The following is a 20621-nucleotide window of genomic DNA, read 5'->3' as shown; positions in this document are numbered from 1 at the left end:
TAATTTTAGAAAAGAAAAATAAAATGACGGATATAGCCAAACAAATGAATCAGTTGCGTGAAACATTGCGTTATCACGAATATCAATATCACGTGCTTGATGAACCCCAAATTCCAGACAGCGAATATGATCGTTTATTTCATCAATTAAAAACCTTAGAACAACAATATCCCGAATTCATCACTGCCAATTCGCCGACCCAGCGTGTTGGGGCAAAACTATTATCAGGCTTTAGCCAAATTACCCATGAAATTCCCATGTTATCCCTAGATAATGCGTTTTCCGATGAAGAATTTTATGCTTTTGTAAAACGTATTCAAGATCGTTTGGTGCTATTGCCAGAAACCCTTGAATTTTGTTGTGAACCAAAATTAGACGGTTTAGCAGTGAGTATTTTGTATGTCAATGGTGTCCTTACGCAAGCGGCAACAAGGGGCGATGGCAGCACGGGAGAAGATATTACTGCCAATATTCGTACCATTCGCAATATTCCCTTACAATTATTAACTGACCATCCGCCTGCTCGTTTAGAAGTGCGTGGTGAAGTGTTTATGCCACAAGCGGGCTTTGAAAAATTAAATGAATTAGCCTTAGCCAAAGGGGAGAAAACCTTTGCTAATCCACGTAATGCTGCTGCTGGCTCGTTGCGTCAACTCGATCCGAAAATTACTAGCCAACGTCCATTAATGCTGAATGCTTATAGTATTGGGATTGCCGAAGGGGTGGATTTACCCGAAACCCATTATGGGCGTTTGCAATGGCTGAAATCTATTGGTATTCCAGTGAATGCGGAAATTCAGCTTTGTGCTGGGGTAGAAAATGTGTTGAATTTCTACCGCACTATTCAACAAAAACGTCCAACTTTAGGCTATGACATTGATGGCACAGTGTTAAAAATTAACGATATTGCGTTACAGCAGGAACTTGGCTTTATTTCTAAAGCACCACGTTGGGCGATTGCGTATAAATTTCCTGCACAGGAAGAAATGACGATACTAAAAGATGTGGAATTTCAGGTAGGACGAACAGGTGCAATTACGCCTGTGGCAAAATTACAACCTGTTTTCGTGGCTGGTGTAACGGTGAGTAATGCGACCTTGCATAATGGCGATGAAATTGCACGTCTGGATATTGCCATTGGTGATACCGTGATTATCCGCCGTGCAGGTGATGTGATTCCACAGATTATTGGTGTGGTACATGATCGCCGTCCAGCCAATGCAGAATCGATTATTTTCCCAACACAATGCCCCGTGTGTGGTTCACAAGTGGTGCGAATTGAGGGCGAAGCAGTCGCTCGTTGTACTGGTGGATTATTTTGTGATGCACAACGTAAGGAATCTTTGAAACATTTTGTTTCTCGCAAAGCCATGGATATTGACGGCGTGGGAGCAAAGCTGATTGAGCAGTTAGTGGATCGAGAGTTTATTCATACGCCAGCAGATTTATTTAAATTGGATCTTTTCACCTTAATGCGATTAGAACGTATGGGACAAAAATCCGCTCAAAATGCGTTGGATAGCCTAGAAAAAGCCAAGTCAACCACCTTAGCACGCTTTATTTTTGCCCTAGGTATTCGGGACGTGGGCGAAGCCACCGCATTGAATTTAGCCAAATATTTCAAAAATCTCACCGCACTTCAACAAGCAGATTTAGAACAATTACAAGCCGTGCCAGATGTGGGCATCGTTGTGGCAAATCGGATTTATGTGTTTTGGCGTGAACAACATAACTTGGACGTAGTGAATGATTTAATCGCACAAGGTGTCCATTGGGACGATGTGGAAGAAAAAGACATTGGTGAAAATCCGTTAAACGGTAAAACCGTTGTATTAACGGGAACCTTAACTCAAATGGGACGCAATGATGCCAAAGCGTTATTACAATCTTTTGGGGCGAAAGTGAGTGGCAGTGTGTCAGCAAAAACCGATATTGTGATTGCTGGAGATTCAGCAGGATCAAAACTGACCAAAGCCCAACAATTAGGTGTTCAAATTTGGGACGAACAGTGGTTTTTGGATTTTGTAGCAGAATATCAGTAAAATTGGGGGCTAAGTATTGCTTAACCTCTTTGTTAGAATTGTAATAATTAATTTCTTTTTTGTTTTCTATTTTAATGTGGATAGTGAAATTATATGCGTCAAGAGTGGGCTTCTGTTATTCCTACTTTATTTTTATCCTCAAGATAAATCTCTTTTATTGCATACAAATAATTACTTGATATTTTGGGTTGTTACAGTTGGATTGTAAATTCAGGTTTCTACATTTAGAAAATACTGAAATCTCTCATTTTTAGATGAAGATAAATAATTTTTAAATACTTATCATTATTCACAGATCGGGCAAATAGTACAATATTTGTGTAGTTTAGCTTAACTATTTCAAACTTAATTCAGCCCATTCGGTGGCAGTATAATTGGTTTTGACCAACGCTGCCAAACTAACGTCTAATGCATCTGCGATTTTTCCCATTACATCAATTGAAACGGCTCGTTGACCACGTTCAATATCACTCACATAGGCACGACTTAAACCAGCATCAAAGGCAAGTGCTTCTTGTGAGATATCTTTTAAACGCCGAATTTTTCGCAAATTTTTTGCGAAAACGGTACGAATTGGGTGGATAGTTGAATCAGTATTTTTCATTATGTCAGTATGTCGCAAATTTAGCTATTGACAATCAATGATAGAGGTATTTTTATCTTTTATAGTTTACAATTAGATTTTAATCAGATAAAATTTATATACTTTAATTCATTATTTTATGGGGTATTTTATGAGTAGATATTGTCCAGATTGTGGAACTCGAGGTAAATATATAGAGGATAAAGGTGATCTATTAGGTGGAATGGCAAAAGGTGGAGCAATGGGCGCTGCGATTGGTTCATTCATTCCATTTATTGGTACTGCTGTTGGTGGTGCTGTTGGAAGTGTTTTAGGTGGCATTAATGGCAGTGGTAGTGATACAAAAATGAAATGTCCTGAGTGTGGTAAAACATGGAATAATAACGATTAAATTCATTGTCTTATATGTATATCGTGTATTTATAGTACACCTTAAAAAAGGATTCTAAATACACGATTTTTCCTTCTGCTATTCTCAATTTTTCATAATTGAAAGGGCGGATTTCTTGTATTTTCGATATCGCCATGCTGCTAGTAAAAAATAGCTTGATAAGCCTTACTTTTTGATACTTAAATTACAATAAGAATTATGCCGAAATTTTCTCGACAAATTGAAAAGACCTTTGATAACTAAATGATTTTGCTTGATTTGCTGAGAAAGGACTTGATGATAATGATAGGTAGAGATGATTGATAAGTGAGACTAGCTTACATCATCAAACATCGCATCCAGTCTAGCTTGTACATCGTCCATGATAAAATCAGGTACACTTTCTTTGCGTTTGGCTTGTCGTGCTTTCCAATCAAGGGATTTGATTTGATGACAATGGATAGCTCCTTGGGTATGTGTTCCTGTTCCCATTAGGCTTACCAATGTACCATGAGAACGGGCGAAATCGGCACTGCCTTGTGAAATTGGGCAAACCACGGCTAAACCTTGTTGGTTAAAATAATGGTTGCTAATCACTAACGCATAATGTTTACCTTGCATTTCTCGACCTGTGGCAGGGTCAAATTGCAAGTGAATAATATCGCCACGTTTTGGAATAGTCATTCTAATTCTTTACCTACAGCGGGCATTTCTTCCCAGCCCTCAACCATTGGCAAATTGCCATTCATTTCTGCCATTAGAGTACGAATATCGTAACATATTTTTTGGGGTTTAATAGGGTGAAGTATAAGACGATTATTTTGCATTTCTACATCAAAGCAATCATTCTCATTCAGATGAAATTGGGCTAATATCGCCTGTGGTAAACGCACAGCAGCACTGTTTCCCCATTTACGAATTTGTAGTTGCATTTCTTTCTCCATGATGAAGTTAAGTATCTACATTATAGATACTTACGCAATTATTGCAATATGCAAAAGTAAAAGAGCTTGCTGAACAAGGGTAATCGCAATAGAATACTCAGTTTAACGTTAAATACAGAATAGAATTTTATGGAATTATTTGAAGCAATTTTAATCATTTTATTGTTGATTATAATCAGTGCGGTGATTTCTTCGGCAGAAATTTCTCTTGCTGGGGCGAGAAAAGTGAAGTTACAAGTGCTTGCCAATGAGGGTGATTTAAGAGCCATGCAAGTATTACAACTGCAAGAAAAACCGGGGCGTTTTATTACTGTCGTGCAAATTGGCTTAAATATGGTGGCAATTTTAGGCGGTATGGTCGGGGAGAGTTCTCTTAATCCTTATTTTGTGAAAGTCCTTAGCCTATATACACAGGCTGAATGGGTGGAAAGCGTTTCTTCTTGGATTGCATTTAGTGTAGTGACCATCGCTTTTATTTTAGTCGCAGATCTGATACCCAAACGGCTTGCCATGAGTTATCCAGAACAAATTGCCATGAAAACCGTTGGGGTGATGCGAGTTTGTATTTTTATTTTTAAACCTCTCGTCTTGATTTTTGATGCCTTAGCGAATGCCATTTTTCGTTTGTTACGAATTTCTACCGTGCGTGAAGATAATATGACTTCTGAAGATATTGTGGCTTTAGTGGAAGCGGGAGCTGAATCAGGGGTGTTAAAAGCACAGGAGCAATATTTAATTGAGAATATTTTCGATATGCAAGCTCGCACGGTAACATCAACCATGACAACCCGTGAAAATATTGTTTTTTTAGACCGCAGTTTTAATCAAAAAGAGGTATTAAATACCCTCAGCCAAAATGCTCATTCCAAATTACTGATTTGTGATGGTGGATTAGATAAAATTTTAGGCTATGTGGAATCGCATACTTTGCTGACGTTGTATTTAACCGATCATCAAGTTTCTTTAACAGATCCCAAATTATTACGTAAACCCTTGTTTGTACCTGATACATTGTCCCTGTATGAAGTGTTAGAATTGTTTAAATCAATGGGCGAAGATTTTGCAATTATTGTTAATGAATATGCGTTAGTGGTTGGGATTGTTACCTTAAATGATGTGATGAGCATTGTTATGGGAGAATTAGTTTCTAGCGAAGAAGAACAAATCGTACAGCGAGATGAACATTCTTGGTTAATTGATGGCATTACGCCGTTAGAAGATGTGATGCGAGCATTGGATATAGCATCATTTCCCGCAGATGAAAATTACGAAACGATTGGTGGGTTTATGATGTATATGTTGCGGAAAATTCCGAAGAAAACGGATTCTGTATTATATGACAAATATAAATTTGAAATTATCGATACGGAAAACTTTAAAATCGATCAGTTGTTAGTGTCATTGCGTAAGGATTTGCAAGAGAGTTCTGCTACGAATTAGCGATGAAAGGCACTGGATTAAGTGCCTTGTTTTTTAATTTTCCAACATCAATTCTTTCAAATACTGATAAATTTCTCGATACGCTTTCGGCGGTTTATTTTGTTCTTTTTCTTTTTGAGCGGAACGGATAAGATTGCGTAAATGTTGACGATCAGCATCGGGGTGTTGGTCAAAGAATTGTGCCAGTTCATCATCACCTTTTTCTACTAAATCATCACGTAAATGTTCTATTTTATGCAGCATGGCTTGCTGTTGATTATGTTTATTCTCGATTTTATCTAAGGCTTCCTGAATAGGATCTATGTCCATTGAGCGTAATAATTTGCCGATAAATTGTAATTGACGGCGTTTAGCTTCCTTGACTGAACGGCGAGCCAAATGAATAGCGTCTAACAAGGTTTCATCAATCGGTACTTTGGCTAAATTTGCTGGGGTTAATTCCACTAATTTTGAGCCTAATTTTTTTAAATCTTCCGCATCACGTTTAATTTCACTTTTGCTGACCCAGATAATTTCTTCTTGCTCATCTGTCCAATCTAATTCTGGCTTTTTGCCCCGTTTTTTCATTTCCTATCCTTTCTTATTGATATTTTGCTACATTGTAGCAAATAAGCTAAAATGCGACAAATTTATAAATAATAAGGAAAAGAGCAGCATGCCAGAAAAAAATACGGAAAATTCCACCGCACTTTTAAAACAGCAAGAACAAGAATTACGTGCGGCGGTGAGTTATGCGGTCGAGTTGGCTCAAAAAGCAGGGGCAACAGCGGAAGTGGCGGTGACCAAAGTCAGTGGGCTTTCGGTTTCTACTCGGTTGCAGGAAGTCGAAAACGTAGAATTTAATAATGACGGAGCCTTGGGCATTTCGGTGTATTTAGGGCAACAAAAAGGTAACGCATCCACATCGGATTTAAGCCAGCCAGCCATTAAAGCGGCTGTTGATGCGGCATTAGAGATAGCCAAATATACTTCTCCCGATGATTGTGCGGGTTTAGCCGATAAAGCCTTAATGGCATTTAATGCACCTGATTTAGATTTATATCACCCCACTGACATTGATGTAGATCGGGCAGTGGAATTAGCCTTACAAGCGGAAACCGCCGCTTTGCAATATGATCGGCGGATTGTCAACAGTAATGGTGCGGCTTTTAATTCCCATACGGGAGTTCGCGTGTATGGGAATAGCCATGGTATGTTGCAAAGTCATTTATCGAGCCGTTATTCGTTGTCTTGCTCAGTATTGGGTGGTGTTGATGATTTATTAGAAAGTGATTACGAATACACGATTTCTCGTAAAGCGAATGAGTTAGCTGCACCTGAATGGGTAGGGCAAAATTCAGCGAAGAAAGCCATTGCTCGTTTACGACCGCAAAAAATTGCAACCCAAACGGCACCTGTGATTTTTCTTAATGATGTCGCAACAGGGTTAATTGGGCATTTAGCGACTGCTATTAGTGGTGGCAGTCTATATCGCAAAAACAGCTTTTTGTTAGATAAACTTGGACAAAAAGTTTTGCCTGATTGGTTTCAAATTAGCGAACGTCCGCATTTGTTAAGTGGTTTAGCTTCTACACCGTTTGATAGCGAGGGCGTGAGAACGCAAGATTTGGAGATTATTCAAGACGGTATTTTGCAAACTTATTTATTAACCAGTTACAGCGGTAAAAAATTAGCTATGCAAAGCACGGGACATGCAGGCGGTATTCATAATTGGTTGGTTAAACCAAATTCTCAAGGAAATTTAACCGCACTTTTAAACCAAATGGGAACAGGCTTGTTAGTGACTGATTTAATGGGGCAGAGTGTGAATATGGTAACGGGGGATTATTCTCGTGGTGCATCGGGCTTTTGGGTGGAAAATGGTGAAATTCAATATCCCGTTTCAGAAATCACCATTGCGGGCAATTTAAAACAGATGTTTGAGCATTTGATGGCGGTGGGTGATGACATTGAAACCCGTTCCAATATTCAAACTGGCTCAATTTTATTGGAAGAAATGAAAATTTCTGGAAATTAATTAAAAATGATAATAATTCTTATTGACAGAGATTATTTTATATATTAATATACACACATCTGTTAAGACATAGGTAGCTAAACAGGTAGAGTAGAAAGTAAATTCGTTAGGGTTTAAGACCGAAGTGTTGTCACTTCGGTCTTTTTTTATCCCTGCACTAGCGTACAGGGTTAAGCATGGTAACGATGCTCTGCATCTGAAAGAAAAAGCCACGGAGTGGCGTGACCATGCGTAGCCTAGTACGCAAGTGCTAGGCTCTTTTCCGTCTTTTTTATTTTGTATTTTTCCTTATTATGATATAGTCGTTTCCATATTTTTATACAGAGAAACCGTTATGAAAAAACATCATGTTGAAGTCTTGATTTCAGAGCAAGATGTGCTTGCTAAAATTGATCAGCTCGGTGCGGAAATTACCGCTTTTTATCAACAAAAGAAAGTGGATAAATTGATTGTAGTCGGTTTATTACGTGGCTCATTTATGTTTATGGCAGATTTAGTACGTAAAATTGACTTATCGCTCGAAGTAGAATTTATGACCACATCAAGTTATGGTATCGGCATGAGTACCAATCATGATGTAAAAATTACCCAAGATTTAAATGGTGATATTAAGGGCGAACACGTGTTAATTGTGGAAGATATTATTGATTCAGGTTACACGCTCGAAAAAGTCCGCAAAATCCTAGAACTCCGCGATCCAGCCAGTCTTGCCATTTGCACCTTATTAGATAAACCATCACGCCGTGAAGTAGAAGTGCCAGTAGAATGGGTGGGATTTGCCATTCCGAATGAGTTTGTTATCGGTTATGGTATTGACTATGCTCAACGTTATCGTAATTTAAGTTTTATCGGTAAAGTGATATTAGAAGAATAAGCCAGCCAAAGTGCGGTGTATTTTTTGTTAGATTTAATAATCATAAAAAAGAAAGGAAACAAGATGAGTAAATTATTCCCAACGGCCACCTTACGTAGCAAAGCCCCTTATCGTTTTGACATTGTCGGCAGTTTTTTACGTTCTGATGAAATTAAGCAAGCTCGCCAACAATGTAGTTGTGGTGATATTTCTTGTGCGGAGTTAGCTAAAGTTGAAGATAAAGAAATTGCTAAATTGGTGGAACATCAAAAAAGCGTGGGATTACATGCAGTAACAGACGGAGAATTTCGCCGTACTTTCTGGCATTTAGATTTTTTAGCAGGTTTAGACGGTGTGGAAGAAGTTGATGCTGAAAAATTTTCGGTACAATTTAAACATGATAATGTTCGCCCGAAAACCTTAAAAATTGTGGATAAAGTCGATTTTTCTGAAAGCCACCCGTTTGTCGAACATTTCCGTTCTGTTAATCAAATTGCTAACGGTCAAGAAGTGAAATTTACCATTCCATCACCGTCAATGCTGCATTTAATCACCAATGTACGTGCTACCGATTATGTGGCAATTCCACGTTATGAAAACAACAACCAACTTTTATTAGACGATATTGCTAACGCTTATATTAAAGCGATGCAGATTTTCTACAAATTAGGTTGTCGTAATTTACAATTAGATGACACGAGCTGGGGCGAATTTTGTGCGGAAGATAAACGAGCCGCCTATAAACAGCGTGGTTTTGATTTAGACCAAATTGCCAAAGATTATGTCTATATGATAAATAAAATTGTGGATGCTAAACCTGCTGATGATATTGCAATTACCATGCACATTTGTCGTGGCAATTTCCGTTCCACTTGGTTCTCGGCTGGTGGTTATGAACCTGTCGCAGAAACCTTGTTTGGTACTTGCCGTGTAGATGGTTTCTTCCTTGAGTATGATAGCGATCGTGCGGGAGATTTCAAACCATTACGCTTTATCAAAGATCAACAAGTGGTGTTAGGGTTAATTACGTCTAAAGACGGTACACTTGAAAATCGTGATGATATTATTGCTCGCATCAAAGAAGCCACTCAATATGTGGACATCAATCAACTATGTTTAAGTCCGCAATGTGGTTTTGCATCAACGGAAGAAGGTAATATTCTGACCGAACAGCAACAATGGGCGAAGTTAGAATTTATTCGTGATATTGTGCAAGAAGTTTGGGGCGAGTAGTTAGGTAGGGAAAATATATGCTCGAAAAAATAGAACGCTTAATTGATGAAATTAATAAGGTACATTTAGCTTTTTCACAAGACTATTTTGAAACAGGGAAAATTCAAAAGGTGAATTTAAAACATACACTCGCGAAAGTGCCTGTAGAGCATATATTGGCCTATCGTTTAAATTTGCACGAAGCCATTAATGATTATTTGTATCGTGCCGATTTAACGGATATTTCCTATTTTTATCGTGTCAAAACATCGGAATCTATTTTACATAAAATTGAACGGTTTCAACAACGTAGCGAAGGCTTTCCAGTCAATAGTATTATGAATGATATTTTTGGGGCAAGAATGATTGTCAGTACGGAAGATATTACCCAAGTCATGAATAAGTTAGATGAATGGAAAGAAAAATATGGGTTAAAAAACTGGTATTTACGAGATAAAGATGAGTATGTGGGGATTCATATTTATTTCAAAAATTCGAGTAATTTTTATTATCCATGGGAATTGCAGATTTGGGATCGTAAAGATGCGGAACGTAATATTCAAAGCCATCGTAAATATAAACGAAATTTTGTGAATTTTTAAGGATAAATTATGCAAGTTTTACTTTCACATCAAGCCCCTGATGAAGTTTGGGGCAAAAAAGCGTTTTTAACTTTTCAGCAAAATCAAGCCATTGTTCATTTTTCTGAAAATTTTGACCGCACTTTAGTACAAAAAGCCGCACGTAAACTGCGTGGACAAGGTATTAAGCAAGCGGAATTAATCGGTGAACATTGGAATGCAGATAGTTGTTGGGCATTTTATCAAGGGTTTTATACTGCTAAACAAGATTTTGAGGTAGATTTTCCTGAGTTAGATGAAACGGAAAATGAAAAATTACTTGAGCTAATTGAAAGTGGTGATTTTGTTCGTGAAATCATTAATTTACCATCAGATGTATTAACTCCAGAAGTGTTGGTAAATCGTGCGGTACAATTTATTCAACAACAAGCTGAAGATTGGCAAGATGGTGAATTAAATTATCAAATTATCAAAGGTCAAGATTTACAAGCGAAAGGCTATCATGGCATTTGGACAGTAGGAAAAGGCTCTGCCAACGCACCTGTTATGCTCCAATTAGACTTTAATCCAACTGGCGATAAGAATGCACCAGTTTTAGCCTGTTTAGTAGGCAAAGGCATTACCTTTGATACGGGGGGGTATAGCTTAAAACCAAGCAACAGTATGGAAAGCATGAAAGCCGATATGGGCGGTGCTGCTTTATTGACAGGGGCATTAGGGCTAGCGATTGCTCGGGGTTTAAATGCTCGGGTTAAATTATATTTATGCTGTGCTGAAAACATGATTAGCAGTAATGCGTTTAAACTTAATGATATTATTACCTATAAAAATGGTGTAACGGTGGAAGTACTAAATACCGATGCGGAAGGGCGTTTAGTGTTAGCCGATGGATTAATTGAAGCAGATGCACAAAATCCACAATTTATTATTGATGCAGCAACGCTGACTGGTGCAGCGAAAGTCGCTGTAGGCAATGACTATCATTCTGTGCTTTCAATGGACGATCAATTAGTGGCGGATTTATTACAATCGGCTCAACAAGCACAAGAACCATTTTGGCGTTTACCTTTTGCAGAATTACATCGTAGCCAAATTTCTTCTGCTTTTGCGGATATTGCCAATTCTGGTTCGTTGGCTGTGAGTGCAGGAGCCAGCACGGCGACAGCATTTTTATCTCATTTTGTTGAAAATTATCAACAACATTGGTTACACCTAGATTGTTCTGCAACTTATCGCAAATCTAGTAGTGATCTTTGGGCAACTGGTGCAACAGGCATCGGTGTACAAACTTTAGCAAATTTATTGTTAACCAGAGCAAAATAGGGAGTATAAAATGGGATTGGAACGTACGTTATCAATTATTAAACCAGATGCAGTAGAGCGTAATTTAATCGGTAAGATTTTGAGTCGCTTTGAAGATGCAGGTTTTCAAGTGGTAGCAACTAAAATGTTACACTTAACTCAGCCACAAGCGGAGGGGTTTTACGCAGAACATCAAGGCAAACCTTTTTTTGCTGGATTAGTGGAATATATGATTTCAGCTCCAGTGGTCGTTTCTGTTTTAGAAAAGCAAAATGCCATTCAAGATTACCGCACTTTAATTGGGGCAACCAACCCTGAAATGCAAGCAGAGGGAACAATTCGCCGTGATTTTGCCGAAAGTAAAACTCGCAATTCAGTGCATGGCTCGGATAGTCCAGAAAGTGCTACCAGAGAAATTGCGTATTTCTTTGTTGAATCGGAGATTTGTGAACGTTAGCAGTTAGATTTGCTGGGCGTAGCAGATAAAAGTTACATACTAGGAGTGGTTTAGAGCCAATTAATATAGGGCTTTAAACCATTTTTTAGTTATCCATATACAACAAATTGACTTTTAATTTATAATGTTTCTTTTCTAAAACTGTAAACAACGGTATCATAACCAATTAATTATATTAATTTATTTTATAGGTATAAAAACGTGAATATTCAAACTCTTTTATCCGACAAAATTCAACACGCAATGATTCTGGCTGGGGCTGAAAATAATCCAGAGCCAGCCGTACGCCAATCGGGTAAACCACAGTTCGGTGATTATCAAGCGAATGGTATTATGGGTGTAGCAAAAAAATTAGGTTTAAATCCCCGTGAATTTGCACAAAAAGTATTAGAACGGGTGGAATTAAATGGTATTGCAGAAAAATTAGAAATTGCAGGTCCGGGATTTATTAATATTTTCTTAGCCAAAGAATGGTTAGCCGATAACGTAGAAAAAGCATTAAGTGCGGTGAATTTTGGGATAAAAACAAACAATCCACAAACTGTTGTGCTGGATTATTCTTCTCCAAATGTAGCCAAAGAAATGCACGTTGGACATTTACGTTCAACTATTATTGGTGATGCTGTGGCTCGTGCCTTAGAATTTATGGGGAATAAAGTGATTCGGGCTAATCACGTTGGTGATTGGGGTACCCAATTTGGTATGTTGATTGCTTACCTAGAAAAAATGGAAAATGAACAGGCGAGTGAAATGGAATTAAGCGATTTAGAGGCTTTTTATCGTGCTGCCAAAGAGAATTATGATAGTGATGAAGTGTTTGCAGAAAAAGCACGGCAATATGTAGTGAAATTGCAAAGTGGTGATCGCTATTGCTTAACCATGTGGAAAAAATTGGTGGATATGACGATGTCGCAAAACCAATTAAATTATAATCGGTTAAATGTTACCTTGAGCGAACAAGATGTCATGGGGGAGAGCTTATATAATCCAATGTTGCCAGAAATTGTTGCGGATTTAAAAGCTCAAGGACTTGCCGTAGAAGATGATGGTGCTTTGGTCGTTTACTTGGACGAATTTAAAAACAAAGATGGTGAGCCAATGGGCGTTATCGTGCAGAAAAAAGATGGCGGTTTTCTTTATACCACGACAGACATAGCTGCGGCTAAATATCGTTATGAAACCTTGCAAGCAGATCGTGCTTTAGTATTCACCGATACTCGCCAAAGTCAACATTTACAACAGGCTTGGTTAATTACTCGCAAAGCAGGTTATGTACCAGATAGTTTTAGTCTTGAACATGAAAATTTCGGTATGATGTTAGGCAAAGATGGCAAGCCATTTAAAACACGTTCAGGCGGAACAGTAAAATTAGCCGATTTATTAGATGAAGCCGTTGAACGTGCGAGTAAATTAATTAACGAAAAATCCACCGCACTTTCAGAGCAAGAAAAAGCCGCAGTAATTGAAGCGGTAGCGATTGGTTCGGTGAAATATGCTGATTTATCGAAAAACCGCACTACAGACTATGTCTTTGATTGGGATAATATGCTCAGTTTTGAAGGAAACACGGCACCGTATATGCAATATGCTTATACGCGTATTCGTTCTATTTTTAATAAAACGGATACAGATTCCACCGCACTTGCTAATGCTCATATTGTTTTAACGGAAGATAAAGAACGAGCGTTGGCGATAAAATTATTACAATTTGAAGAAGCCGTACAAATTGTGACTAAAGATGGCACACCACATATTCTGTGTGCTTATTTATATGAATTAGCTGGCATATTCTCTAGTTTCTACGAACATTGCCCAATTTTAAATGCACCACAAGAGATTAAACTCAGCCGTTTAAAACTAGCTCAATTAACTGAACGTATTTTAAAACAAGGGTTAGATTTGCTAGGTATTAAAACCGTGGAAAAAATGTAATTAATCTAGGCGAAATCTTTGGTTTCGCTTTTTTTAAACAAAGGAGAAATACGATGAAAAAATCATTAATTACTTTACTTATTGCATCAACTTTGCTTCTTTCTGCTTGTGAAGATAAGGAAATGCAAACAAAATTGCAGACTGCAGAACAAACGATTAGTCAACTCAATGCTGATTTAGAGAAATCACAGTCTGAATTAAAGGCGATTCAACAGGGGGCAAATAAATATCAAACGGAAATTCCGACATTAAATGTTAAACCCGTAACATTGTTTGAAAAAAAACAAGAATTTAAACGCGATCCTAAAACAACCAAAGAAGAATACGATATTGATATTACGGATAGCTATATAGATTATCATCTAAGTACAGTAGAAACGGGTTATGCTTGGTTAGACGATTTGCTATACAATGAAATGATTGGTCAACCTGAATTAGAAGATAAACAAAAATTACAAGAAATTAATGCCATTTCATCAGCGAAACAGCGTTTATTGAAATTATTTGATAGTTATTATCAAGAGGGTTTAACTTCCAGTCAATCTTTCGAAAGTTTTGGTAATGAATTATCACTCAGCATGAATTATGCAGGACAACGACAAAATATATTAACATTCTATCAAACTACTTATATTTTCAGTGGTGGTGCACATGGTAATGGCTGGACGCATTATATTAATATTGATAGCAACAAAAAATCTATTATTAGTTTAGATGATTTAGTTGCCAAACAAAATCAAGATAAACTTAAAGAATTATTATGGGGAAGTTATGCCGAACATAATCAAACAGCTGATGAAAGTTCATTTTACACCAATAAACAAGATTTCTATGTTTCAACAGAATTCTATTTTACCCCTGAGGGCGTGAGCTTTGTTTATCCCCCTTATGCCATAGGACCTTTTGTCGAAGGTGAGATTACCTTAAAAGTGTATTGGCAACAACTTGAAGAGATCGCCAATAAAGCCTATTTATGGTAAAAATTAAGTAAAAAAACACCGCACTTGGTTTCAGATCATTAGCCTAACTTTTGGGGGGCAGATCACAGAGAAAAGTGCGGTGTAAATTTAATTAGAATTTATAACTCAAATTCCCCGTAATACGGCGTTCTGCACCGTAATAGCAGTAAGTATCGCAACTTGCCACATAACGGCGATTACCCACATTATCCACATTTATTTGAGCATTCCAGTTTTTGGTAATGTCATAACGTGCCATTAAATCTACCACGGTGGCTGATGGTACACGGGCGTGAGAGTAAAGCGAATAGTTTTTCGCTGTTACGCTATGACCGATATAACGAATACCTGCCCCAACCGTTAAACCATTTAAAACTCCATTATCAAAGCTGTAGGTTGTTTTTGCGGCGATAACATTGGTTGGAATCAATGGTTGACGTGTTTTTTCGCCAGTGGTTTGAGATTTGGATTCAGATTTGGTGTAGGTATAAGCTAAAGTCGCCGCCCAGTTTTTCGTGAGATTGACATCGGCTTGCAGCTCAAATCCTTTACGGTAAATGGGATCAGCACTGCTTACCGTTGCCCCAATACCGTTGCTAATTAATGCACCTGTATCTTTCGCACGGAAACCTGCCAAAGAAATTGAACCATCTAACCATTCTGGTAAATATTTCAAGCCTAATTCATATTGGCGAGTAATATTCGGATCGTAAAGGCTTTGATTGCCACTTAATCCCACTGGCAAATTGAATGATTCGCTGTAACTGAAATATGGATTTAACCCGAACGGAGCTTCATACATAAAAGAAGCATTGTATGATGTATGGTTATTTTTCACCGTTTGCTCACTGGTATATTCATCTTGTTTCGCACGGTCATGACGTACGCCAAAGCCTAAAATATAATGTTCCGCAAAACGAGCGGTATCTTGCAAATAGAAACCTAATTGACGAGATTTTATTTGCACGTGCGGTGCTGCACTCACATCTTGAGCTTGATTCCAACCTGTTGATAGTGCAAATACATTGGTTGCGGTTGTGCCACCGAATAAGGTGTAAAGTGCATCGACTTTGTTGTGACGATAGTCTGTTCCTACCACTAAGGTATTTTTTAACCAGCTATTATCATAATTCCACGTCACATAGTTGTTGGTGGAATGGGAAAGAGCTTTACCGTTATTGAATACCACACCACGAGCTAACGCATAGCCTACCGCACTTGGTGCAAGTGGTGCCCAGTTCGCATCATACGCAGATGGATAAGCGTAAGATCCACGGTGGAAATTATCAATATGGCGATAGGCATAGCTTGAATTAAAGTTCAAACCGTTGCCGAAATCGTGGCTAAATTCGTAACCAAGGTTGTATTGGCGGTTGGTTTCGGTATCATTAACAGGATCACCTAAGTTGGTATTACGGTTGATATAGCCGTTTGGTGACGGCACTAAGGTTCCCTCTTGTGGTAAGAAGTTGGAGCTCGGCACACCGTGATCACGCTGATAGCTAGTTAATAAGGTAAAACGGGTTTTGTCGCTAATATCCCACGTCAAGGTTGGGGCGATATAAAGCGTGCCATTTTCCGTCCCCTCCCAGTCGCCCTCACGATTTAAGTAGCTTGCCACCACACGATAACGCAGACTTTCATCATCGCTGATTTTACCTGTGTAATCAGCACCAAAGCCGTATTGGTTATGGCTACCTAAGGTGGTTTTAAATTCGCCGTGACCGATATTTTCTTTGTGAGCTCGTTTGGTCACATAGTTGATTAAACCACCAGCATTAGCGGCACCAAAGGTTTGGGAATCTGCCCCTTTAGTGATTTCAATGGCTTCTAAACCGAAGCTGTCCACATAAGGGGTGAAAAAGCCGTAACTAAAGGTTGGCAAGCCGTTGACCGCTTGCGACACTTCCGCACCACGTACACGGAACCAGTTGGTATTGGTGTCGTTACCATAAACTTGGTTGGCGAAGCCTGCTTGATAGCGAGCGATTTCATCGACTTTGTCCACATTTTGGCTGTCAAGTTGTTCACGAGTCACCGCCACAGCCGATTTTGCTTGGTGGAATGGCACTTCGCCCATACGGAACATTGAGCCGTCTGTGACCACATCAATTTGATCCAGTTGATCGGTTTTTTGATCCGCCGCTATGGCAGTACCTGCCATACCAATTAGTACTAATTGGGCAGCTGTTGAATAAACAAAAGTTTTTTTCATTTTACTTTCCTTTTTAAGGGTTGATTAAATTACATTTTACGCATCATCACTAAGAAATAACTGCCGCCCAGTAGGGTTGCCACCAGACCTGCAGGAATTTCATAAGGGAATAAGATTTGACGACCGAGCCAATCGGCAACAATCATCACCGTTGCCCCCAATAATACCGTACCACTCAGTTGAGCTTTGGGTTTGTGCCAACCGAAGAAGTGAGCCAGATGAGGAGCGAGCAAGCCCACGAAACTGAGCGTTCCAATGAGCAAGGTTGAGGCGGCGATTAATACCGCAGAAAATAGCATTAAAATCCACCGCACTTTGGCTAAATTTAAGCCTAGGGCTTGAGCGGTCGGGTCTTGCAACGCCAGCAAAGATAGCCAGCGGTGCAAAGGTAAACTGAATAAAAATAACACCAACGCCAACAATAGCGAGCCAATGGCTAAGGCGGGCGTAGCTTGATAGGTGGATCCTGATGTCCAGGCTAATAATTGTTGCCATTTGTAATCGCCCGATGCCAGCACTAAACGTTGTACCGCATCAAACAAGGCGGCAATGCTAATCCCTGTTAATAGCACTTTTTCGGGTAATAATTGGTGGCGTAAATTCAGCCCAATAATCAAGCTCAACACCAACAACGCCCCGATCACGCCAGCCAGCCAAAATTGCCCTTGGGTTGGGGCAGCAACGAAAAAGATCACCAGTAAAATACCAAACGCCGTTCCCGAGGTAATGCCCAATAATTCAGGGCTTGCCATTGGGTTATGGCTTAAACGTTGTAATAACGTGCCAGCCACAGCGAGCATAATGCCAGCGGAAATAGCGACCACTACGCGTGGATAACGCAAGGATAAAAGTGCCGTATTCCATTGCCAACCTTGCGAAGATTTGCCAAAGAGTAACGCCACAAAAATGGCGAATAACATCAAGCTCAACAGCAAAACCGCGGTGAATTTTGTGGCAGTTTTGTGGCGAGCGATTGCGTCATTTTGTCCTTGCAAACGTCCGTTATGTTTCATATTAAACATTAACCACAGCAATAACGGCGTGCCAAGTAAGGCAGTGAAAGCCCCCGTTGGCAGTTGGGTATGCCAATAATAGTCAATCAGTTGCAAAATGAGATCGGTGATTAACAGCAACATCGCCGCTAAATAAGCAGAAAGCACTAAGCGAGAACGCAAATTGGTCAGAGCAAATTGTCGTACGAGGCTTGAGGCTGCCAAGCCAATAAACCCTAACATACCCACACGGCTGACTACGATTGCCACTAAAAAGGCGGAAATCACTACGCCTGCAAAACGAATCAGATTGACAGGTACGCCCAAACTTTTCGCATTGCTGTCGTTTAAGGTCAGAATTTGCAACGGGCGGAGTAATAACGCCGTGCAGACGATGGCTAACCCTAATTGCCACAGTAACTGCAAGCTATCATACCAACTTTCTTGCACTAAGGATCCCGCTCCCCACAGCAATAAACCACGGCTTTCTTCGGGGTAAAATAACATTAACACAGAAGAAAATGAGCCTAAATACAGGTTGACCACTAGACCTGCCAAAATCATTAATAACGGGGATAAGGTTTGTCGCCATGCCAACAGGAAAACCAACGACAAGGCGGATAATGCCCCAATCAGAGCGATAAGCACCGATCCGAGCGAGAGAAACTGCGGTGCAAAAATGGCGAGAATAAATAAGGCAAATTGCGATCCTGAGCTAACCGCAAGGGTATTATCCGATGCCAGCGGATTGTTAATCACTTGCTGTAATAAGGTGCTGGCTAAACCCAATGCCGCCCCAGCTAAGATTGCCATTGCCAATCGGGGCAAGGTGTAGTTGCGATAAAGCAGTGTCGCAAATTCGTCCGAGCCGTTTAATTGCAATAGGGAAAGCCAACTGAGCAATAAAAGTGCGGTGAAACAAAGGGCGATATTCAGTTTTTTTACCATGATTCACCGCCTTGTTTTAATCCTTGGGTTAATCGTTCAGCAAAAAGACGAGCCGATGGCAATGCACCAAATGTCCAAGTGGCAGGCAAAATTAACGGATCTTTTGACAAGTTCAACTGTTGCCATAACGAATTATATTGCAACGCATTTTCTACATTCGCAGGGTGGGGCTTCACCACAATTAATCGGGTGTTGGCAGGCAATTTGGCGAGTTCGGTAATCGCCAAATTTTCCGATCCCCATAGACCGCCAGTCTGTTGCCAAGCATTGCTAAATCCCAATTTTTCAATCACCGCACCAAATAAGCTACGGTGACCATAAAAACGTAAATGGCGAGCGTCAATAAATTGCACAATCGCTAATGGGCGTTGTTGATAGGATTCAAGCTCGGTTTTAAGCTGTTCAAAATAGGCAAAAGTTTGTTCAATCAATTTTTCGGCGTTTTCCGATTGCGAAATTAACGCACCGATTTGTCGGGTGGCATATTGCATATTTTGCCAAATATCGCCGTCTTGATAAAAATTGACTAAATGGGTGGGGGCGAGCGGTTGCAAGGTTGAGCTTAAATTGGCAAAGAAATTGCTGTTAATAAACATATCCACCTTGATTTGCGACAGCATTTCTTTATTTGGTTGCATCCGCAGACCAAGATCAAGGGTGTTGGCAGGTAGTTTTGGCTCACCGACCCAACGTTGATAACTCGGTTTATCGCCAATCGCCACGGGCGGATTATCCAAGGCGATCAGGGTTTCTGCTACCGTCCAATCTAAGGTGGCAACAGGTATTTGAGCCAAAACCTTTAGGCTCAATAAGGAAATAAACAGGCTTTTTAATAAGATTTTTAGCATCGCATTTCGCCTTAATAAAAAACCACTGGGGCTTGCGTATTAGGGTGAGCGATAACATTTAATTGCAAACCATAAATTTGTTGTAAAGAATCAGGGGTAATGAGTTGTTCAGGCGTGCCTTGAGCCAACAGTTTGCCTGAATGTAAGGCGATCAATTCATCACAAAATGCCGCCGCTAAATTCACATCGTGGATCACGATCACCACGCCTAAACCCAACTCTCGGCTGAGTTTTTTGATAAGTTGCATCACTTCCACTTGATGAGCAATATCCAAGGCTGCCAAGGGTTCATCAAGCAATAAAAAACGGCTTTGTTGAGCCAACAACATCGCCAGCCAAATGCGGGAACGTTCGCCACCTGATAGCACATCAATTTGTTGATCGGCAAATTTCTCCGTATGGGTTAAAACTAAGGCATTTTGCACCGCAGTTTGATCCTGCTGTGGATTGCTTTTTAACAAACCATTCCACGCATAACGTCCAAGAGCGATTAATTCTCTGGCGGTGAGTTGGGTATTGGTGGGCAAATGTTGTGGCAAATACGCCACTTCACGGGCAAATTCACGACTGCCCCAATGTTCAATAGCTTGATTATTAAGCAGAATTTGCCCCGATGAAGATTTTTGCTGGCGAGCCATTAATTTGATTAAGGTGGATTTACCCGACCCATTGTGTCCAATTAAGCCATATACTTTGCCTAGTTCAAATTGTAAGGAAATAGGGGAAAGAAGTTGACGAATACCTGTCGCCGTGGGAATTGAAAATGAGGCTTGATTTAATTGAAACACAAAAATCCTAAAATTAACACCTGAATAAAGATTGAGCATTTTAATCAGGTTTTGTTTAAAATGCAAACGATTTCTATTAAAGATAATTGTTCTATATTTTAATGTTTTTTTCCGTTAGAATACGTTTCCAAGTAAGGT

At 39.5% G+C, this 20621-nt stretch carries 19 protein-coding genes; 11 read left to right on the top strand and 8 right to left on the bottom strand.

Annotation, left to right across the window (positions count from 1 at the left end):
- The first annotated feature begins 23 nt into the window (after positions 1–23).
- Entirely contained in the window at positions 24–2042 is a 2019-nt protein-coding gene (gene ligA / locus O1Q80_RS08790) for an NAD-dependent DNA ligase LigA (protein ID WP_386694549.1), read from the top strand.
- 334 nt (positions 2043–2376) lie between these two features.
- Here the strand turns inward: ligA and O1Q80_RS08785 are convergent, their stop codons facing one another.
- Entirely contained in the window at positions 2377–2646 is a 270-nt protein-coding gene (locus tag O1Q80_RS08785; RefSeq protein ID WP_386694546.1) for a helix-turn-helix domain-containing protein, read from the bottom strand.
- Positions 2647–2776: 130 nt separating this feature from the next.
- Between O1Q80_RS08785 and O1Q80_RS08780 the strand changes: the two genes are divergently transcribed.
- Positions 2777–3016, top strand: coding sequence for a hypothetical protein (locus O1Q80_RS08780; RefSeq protein WP_386694544.1), 240 nt, complete (start codon positions 2777–2779; stop codon positions 3014–3016).
- Between the two features lie 312 nt (positions 3017–3328).
- On the opposite strand, the gene O1Q80_RS08775 is transcribed toward O1Q80_RS08780, so the two are convergent.
- Together O1Q80_RS08775 and O1Q80_RS08770 are read right to left on the bottom strand one after the other, a co-directional pair.
- Positions 3329–3679 (bottom strand): type II toxin-antitoxin system PemK/MazF family toxin, encoded by a 351-nt coding sequence (locus tag O1Q80_RS08775; protein ID WP_386694541.1) that lies wholly within the window; start codon positions 3677–3679, stop codon positions 3329–3331.
- Entirely contained in the window at positions 3676–3927 is a 252-nt protein-coding gene (locus O1Q80_RS08770; protein ID WP_386694538.1) for an AbrB/MazE/SpoVT family DNA-binding domain-containing protein, read from the bottom strand. The genes O1Q80_RS08775 and O1Q80_RS08770 overlap by 4 nt, the downstream gene beginning before the upstream one ends.
- Positions 3928–4068: 141 nt before the next feature.
- On the opposite strand from O1Q80_RS08770, the gene O1Q80_RS08765 reads away from it, so the two are divergent.
- Positions 4069–5379, top strand: coding sequence for a hemolysin family protein (locus O1Q80_RS08765; RefSeq protein ID WP_386694535.1), 1311 nt, complete (start codon positions 4069–4071; stop codon positions 5377–5379).
- Between the two features lie 33 nt (positions 5380–5412).
- Here the strand turns inward: O1Q80_RS08765 and yjgA are convergent, their stop codons facing one another.
- On the bottom strand, positions 5413–5946 hold the full coding sequence (yjgA, locus tag O1Q80_RS08760; RefSeq protein ID WP_386694532.1) for a ribosome biogenesis factor YjgA: 534 nt from the start codon (positions 5944–5946) through the stop codon (positions 5413–5415).
- 88 nt (positions 5947–6034) lie between these two features.
- Here yjgA and pmbA point away from each other — a divergent pair, with 88 nt between their 5' ends.
- The 8 genes from pmbA (at position 6035) to O1Q80_RS08720 (ending at position 14713) form a co-directional block, all read left to right on the top strand.
- Positions 6035–7396, top strand: coding sequence for a metalloprotease PmbA (gene pmbA, locus O1Q80_RS08755; RefSeq protein WP_386694529.1), 1362 nt, complete (start codon positions 6035–6037; stop codon positions 7394–7396).
- Positions 7397–7730: 334 nt separating this feature from the next.
- Positions 7731–8270 (top strand): hypoxanthine phosphoribosyltransferase, encoded by a 540-nt coding sequence (gene hpt / locus O1Q80_RS08750; RefSeq protein WP_386694526.1) that lies wholly within the window; start codon positions 7731–7733, stop codon positions 8268–8270.
- Positions 8271–8333: 63 nt separating this feature from the next.
- Positions 8334–9482, top strand: coding sequence for a 5-methyltetrahydropteroyltriglutamate--homocysteine S-methyltransferase (locus O1Q80_RS08745; RefSeq protein WP_386694522.1), 1149 nt, complete (start codon positions 8334–8336; stop codon positions 9480–9482).
- Positions 9483–9499: 17 nt separating this feature from the next.
- The gene (locus O1Q80_RS08740) at positions 9500–10063 is read left to right on the top strand and encodes a GTP pyrophosphokinase (protein ID WP_386687037.1); all 564 of its coding nucleotides are present in this window, start codon (positions 9500–9502) and stop codon (positions 10061–10063) included.
- Between the two features lie 9 nt (positions 10064–10072).
- Positions 10073–11365 (top strand): aminopeptidase PepB, encoded by a 1293-nt coding sequence (pepB, locus tag O1Q80_RS08735; RefSeq protein WP_386694519.1) that lies wholly within the window; start codon positions 10073–10075, stop codon positions 11363–11365.
- A 10-nt stretch (positions 11366–11375) separates the two neighbouring features.
- Positions 11376–11801, top strand: a complete 426-nt coding sequence (gene ndk, locus O1Q80_RS08730; protein ID WP_386690637.1) for a nucleoside-diphosphate kinase — start codon at positions 11376–11378, stop codon at positions 11799–11801.
- Positions 11802–12002: 201 nt separating this feature from the next.
- Positions 12003–13733 carry an arginine--tRNA ligase gene (gene argS / locus O1Q80_RS08725; RefSeq protein WP_386694516.1) on the top strand — a complete coding sequence of 577 codons (1731 nt, stop codon included), beginning with the start codon at positions 12003–12005 and terminating at the stop codon, positions 13731–13733.
- 53 nt (positions 13734–13786) lie between these two features.
- Complete coding sequence (locus O1Q80_RS08720; protein ID WP_386694514.1) at positions 13787–14713, top strand: DUF3298 domain-containing protein; 927 nt, start codon at positions 13787–13789, stop codon at positions 14711–14713.
- Between the two features lie 91 nt (positions 14714–14804).
- On the opposite strand, the gene O1Q80_RS08715 is transcribed toward O1Q80_RS08720, so the two are convergent.
- The 4 genes from O1Q80_RS08715 to O1Q80_RS08700 are packed head-to-tail and all read right to left on the bottom strand — an operon-like array spanning position 14805 to position 20483.
- Complete coding sequence (locus O1Q80_RS08715) at positions 14805–16907, bottom strand: TonB-dependent siderophore receptor (RefSeq protein ID WP_386694511.1); 2103 nt, start codon at positions 16905–16907, stop codon at positions 14805–14807.
- 29 nt (positions 16908–16936) lie between these two features.
- Complete coding sequence (gene fhuB / locus O1Q80_RS08710) at positions 16937–18847, bottom strand: Fe(3+)-hydroxamate ABC transporter permease FhuB (RefSeq protein WP_386694508.1); 1911 nt, start codon at positions 18845–18847, stop codon at positions 16937–16939.
- Entirely contained in the window at positions 18841–19695 is an 855-nt protein-coding gene (locus O1Q80_RS08705; protein WP_386694505.1) for an iron-siderophore ABC transporter substrate-binding protein, read from the bottom strand. The genes fhuB and O1Q80_RS08705 overlap by 7 nt, the downstream gene beginning before the upstream one ends.
- Before the next feature lie 11 nt (positions 19696–19706).
- The gene (locus O1Q80_RS08700) at positions 19707–20483 is read right to left on the bottom strand and encodes an ABC transporter ATP-binding protein (protein WP_386694503.1); all 777 of its coding nucleotides are present in this window, start codon (positions 20481–20483) and stop codon (positions 19707–19709) included.
- Positions 20484–20621 lie beyond the last annotated feature (138 nt).

Origin of the sequence: Lonepinella sp. MS14435, assembly GCF_042485795.1 — a bacterium.
Taxonomy (GTDB): domain Bacteria; phylum Pseudomonadota; class Gammaproteobacteria; order Enterobacterales; family Pasteurellaceae; genus Lonepinella.
The sequence above is the reverse complement of the archived record's forward strand: the minus strand, read 5'-3'. Positions and strand labels throughout refer to the sequence as shown.

What these genes read in the sequence shown, in the direction of transcription:
- ligA (WP_386694549.1), top strand. Translation starts at nt 24, where the DNA reads ATGACGGATATAGCCAAACAAATGAATCAGTTGCGTGAAACATTGCGT.
- O1Q80_RS08785 (WP_386694546.1), bottom strand. Translation starts at nt 2,646, where the DNA reads ATGAAAAATACTGATTCAACTATCCACCCAATTCGTACCGTTTTCGCA.
- O1Q80_RS08780 (WP_386694544.1), top strand. Translation starts at nt 2,777, where the DNA reads ATGAGTAGATATTGTCCAGATTGTGGAACTCGAGGTAAATATATAGAG.
- O1Q80_RS08775 (WP_386694541.1), bottom strand. Translation starts at nt 3,679, where the DNA reads ATGACTATTCCAAAACGTGGCGATATTATTCACTTGCAATTTGACCCT.
- O1Q80_RS08770 (WP_386694538.1), bottom strand. Translation starts at nt 3,927, where the DNA reads ATGCAACTACAAATTCGTAAATGGGGAAACAGTGCTGCTGTGCGTTTA.
- O1Q80_RS08765 (WP_386694535.1), top strand. Translation starts at nt 4,069, where the DNA reads ATGGAATTATTTGAAGCAATTTTAATCATTTTATTGTTGATTATAATC.
- yjgA (WP_386694532.1), bottom strand. Translation starts at nt 5,946, where the DNA reads ATGAAAAAACGGGGCAAAAAGCCAGAATTAGATTGGACAGATGAGCAA.
- pmbA (WP_386694529.1), top strand. Translation starts at nt 6,035, where the DNA reads ATGCCAGAAAAAAATACGGAAAATTCCACCGCACTTTTAAAACAGCAA.
- hpt (WP_386694526.1), top strand. Translation starts at nt 7,731, where the DNA reads ATGAAAAAACATCATGTTGAAGTCTTGATTTCAGAGCAAGATGTGCTT.
- O1Q80_RS08745 (WP_386694522.1), top strand. Translation starts at nt 8,334, where the DNA reads ATGAGTAAATTATTCCCAACGGCCACCTTACGTAGCAAAGCCCCTTAT.
- O1Q80_RS08740 (WP_386687037.1), top strand. Translation starts at nt 9,500, where the DNA reads ATGCTCGAAAAAATAGAACGCTTAATTGATGAAATTAATAAGGTACAT.
- pepB (WP_386694519.1), top strand. Translation starts at nt 10,073, where the DNA reads ATGCAAGTTTTACTTTCACATCAAGCCCCTGATGAAGTTTGGGGCAAA.
- ndk (WP_386690637.1), top strand. Translation starts at nt 11,376, where the DNA reads ATGGGATTGGAACGTACGTTATCAATTATTAAACCAGATGCAGTAGAG.
- O1Q80_RS08720 (WP_386694514.1), top strand. Translation starts at nt 13,787, where the DNA reads ATGAAAAAATCATTAATTACTTTACTTATTGCATCAACTTTGCTTCTT.
- O1Q80_RS08715 (WP_386694511.1), bottom strand. Translation starts at nt 16,907, where the DNA reads ATGAAAAAAACTTTTGTTTATTCAACAGCTGCCCAATTAGTACTAATT.
- fhuB (WP_386694508.1), bottom strand. Translation starts at nt 18,847, where the DNA reads ATGGTAAAAAAACTGAATATCGCCCTTTGTTTCACCGCACTTTTATTG.
- O1Q80_RS08705 (WP_386694505.1), bottom strand. Translation starts at nt 19,695, where the DNA reads ATGCTAAAAATCTTATTAAAAAGCCTGTTTATTTCCTTATTGAGCCTA.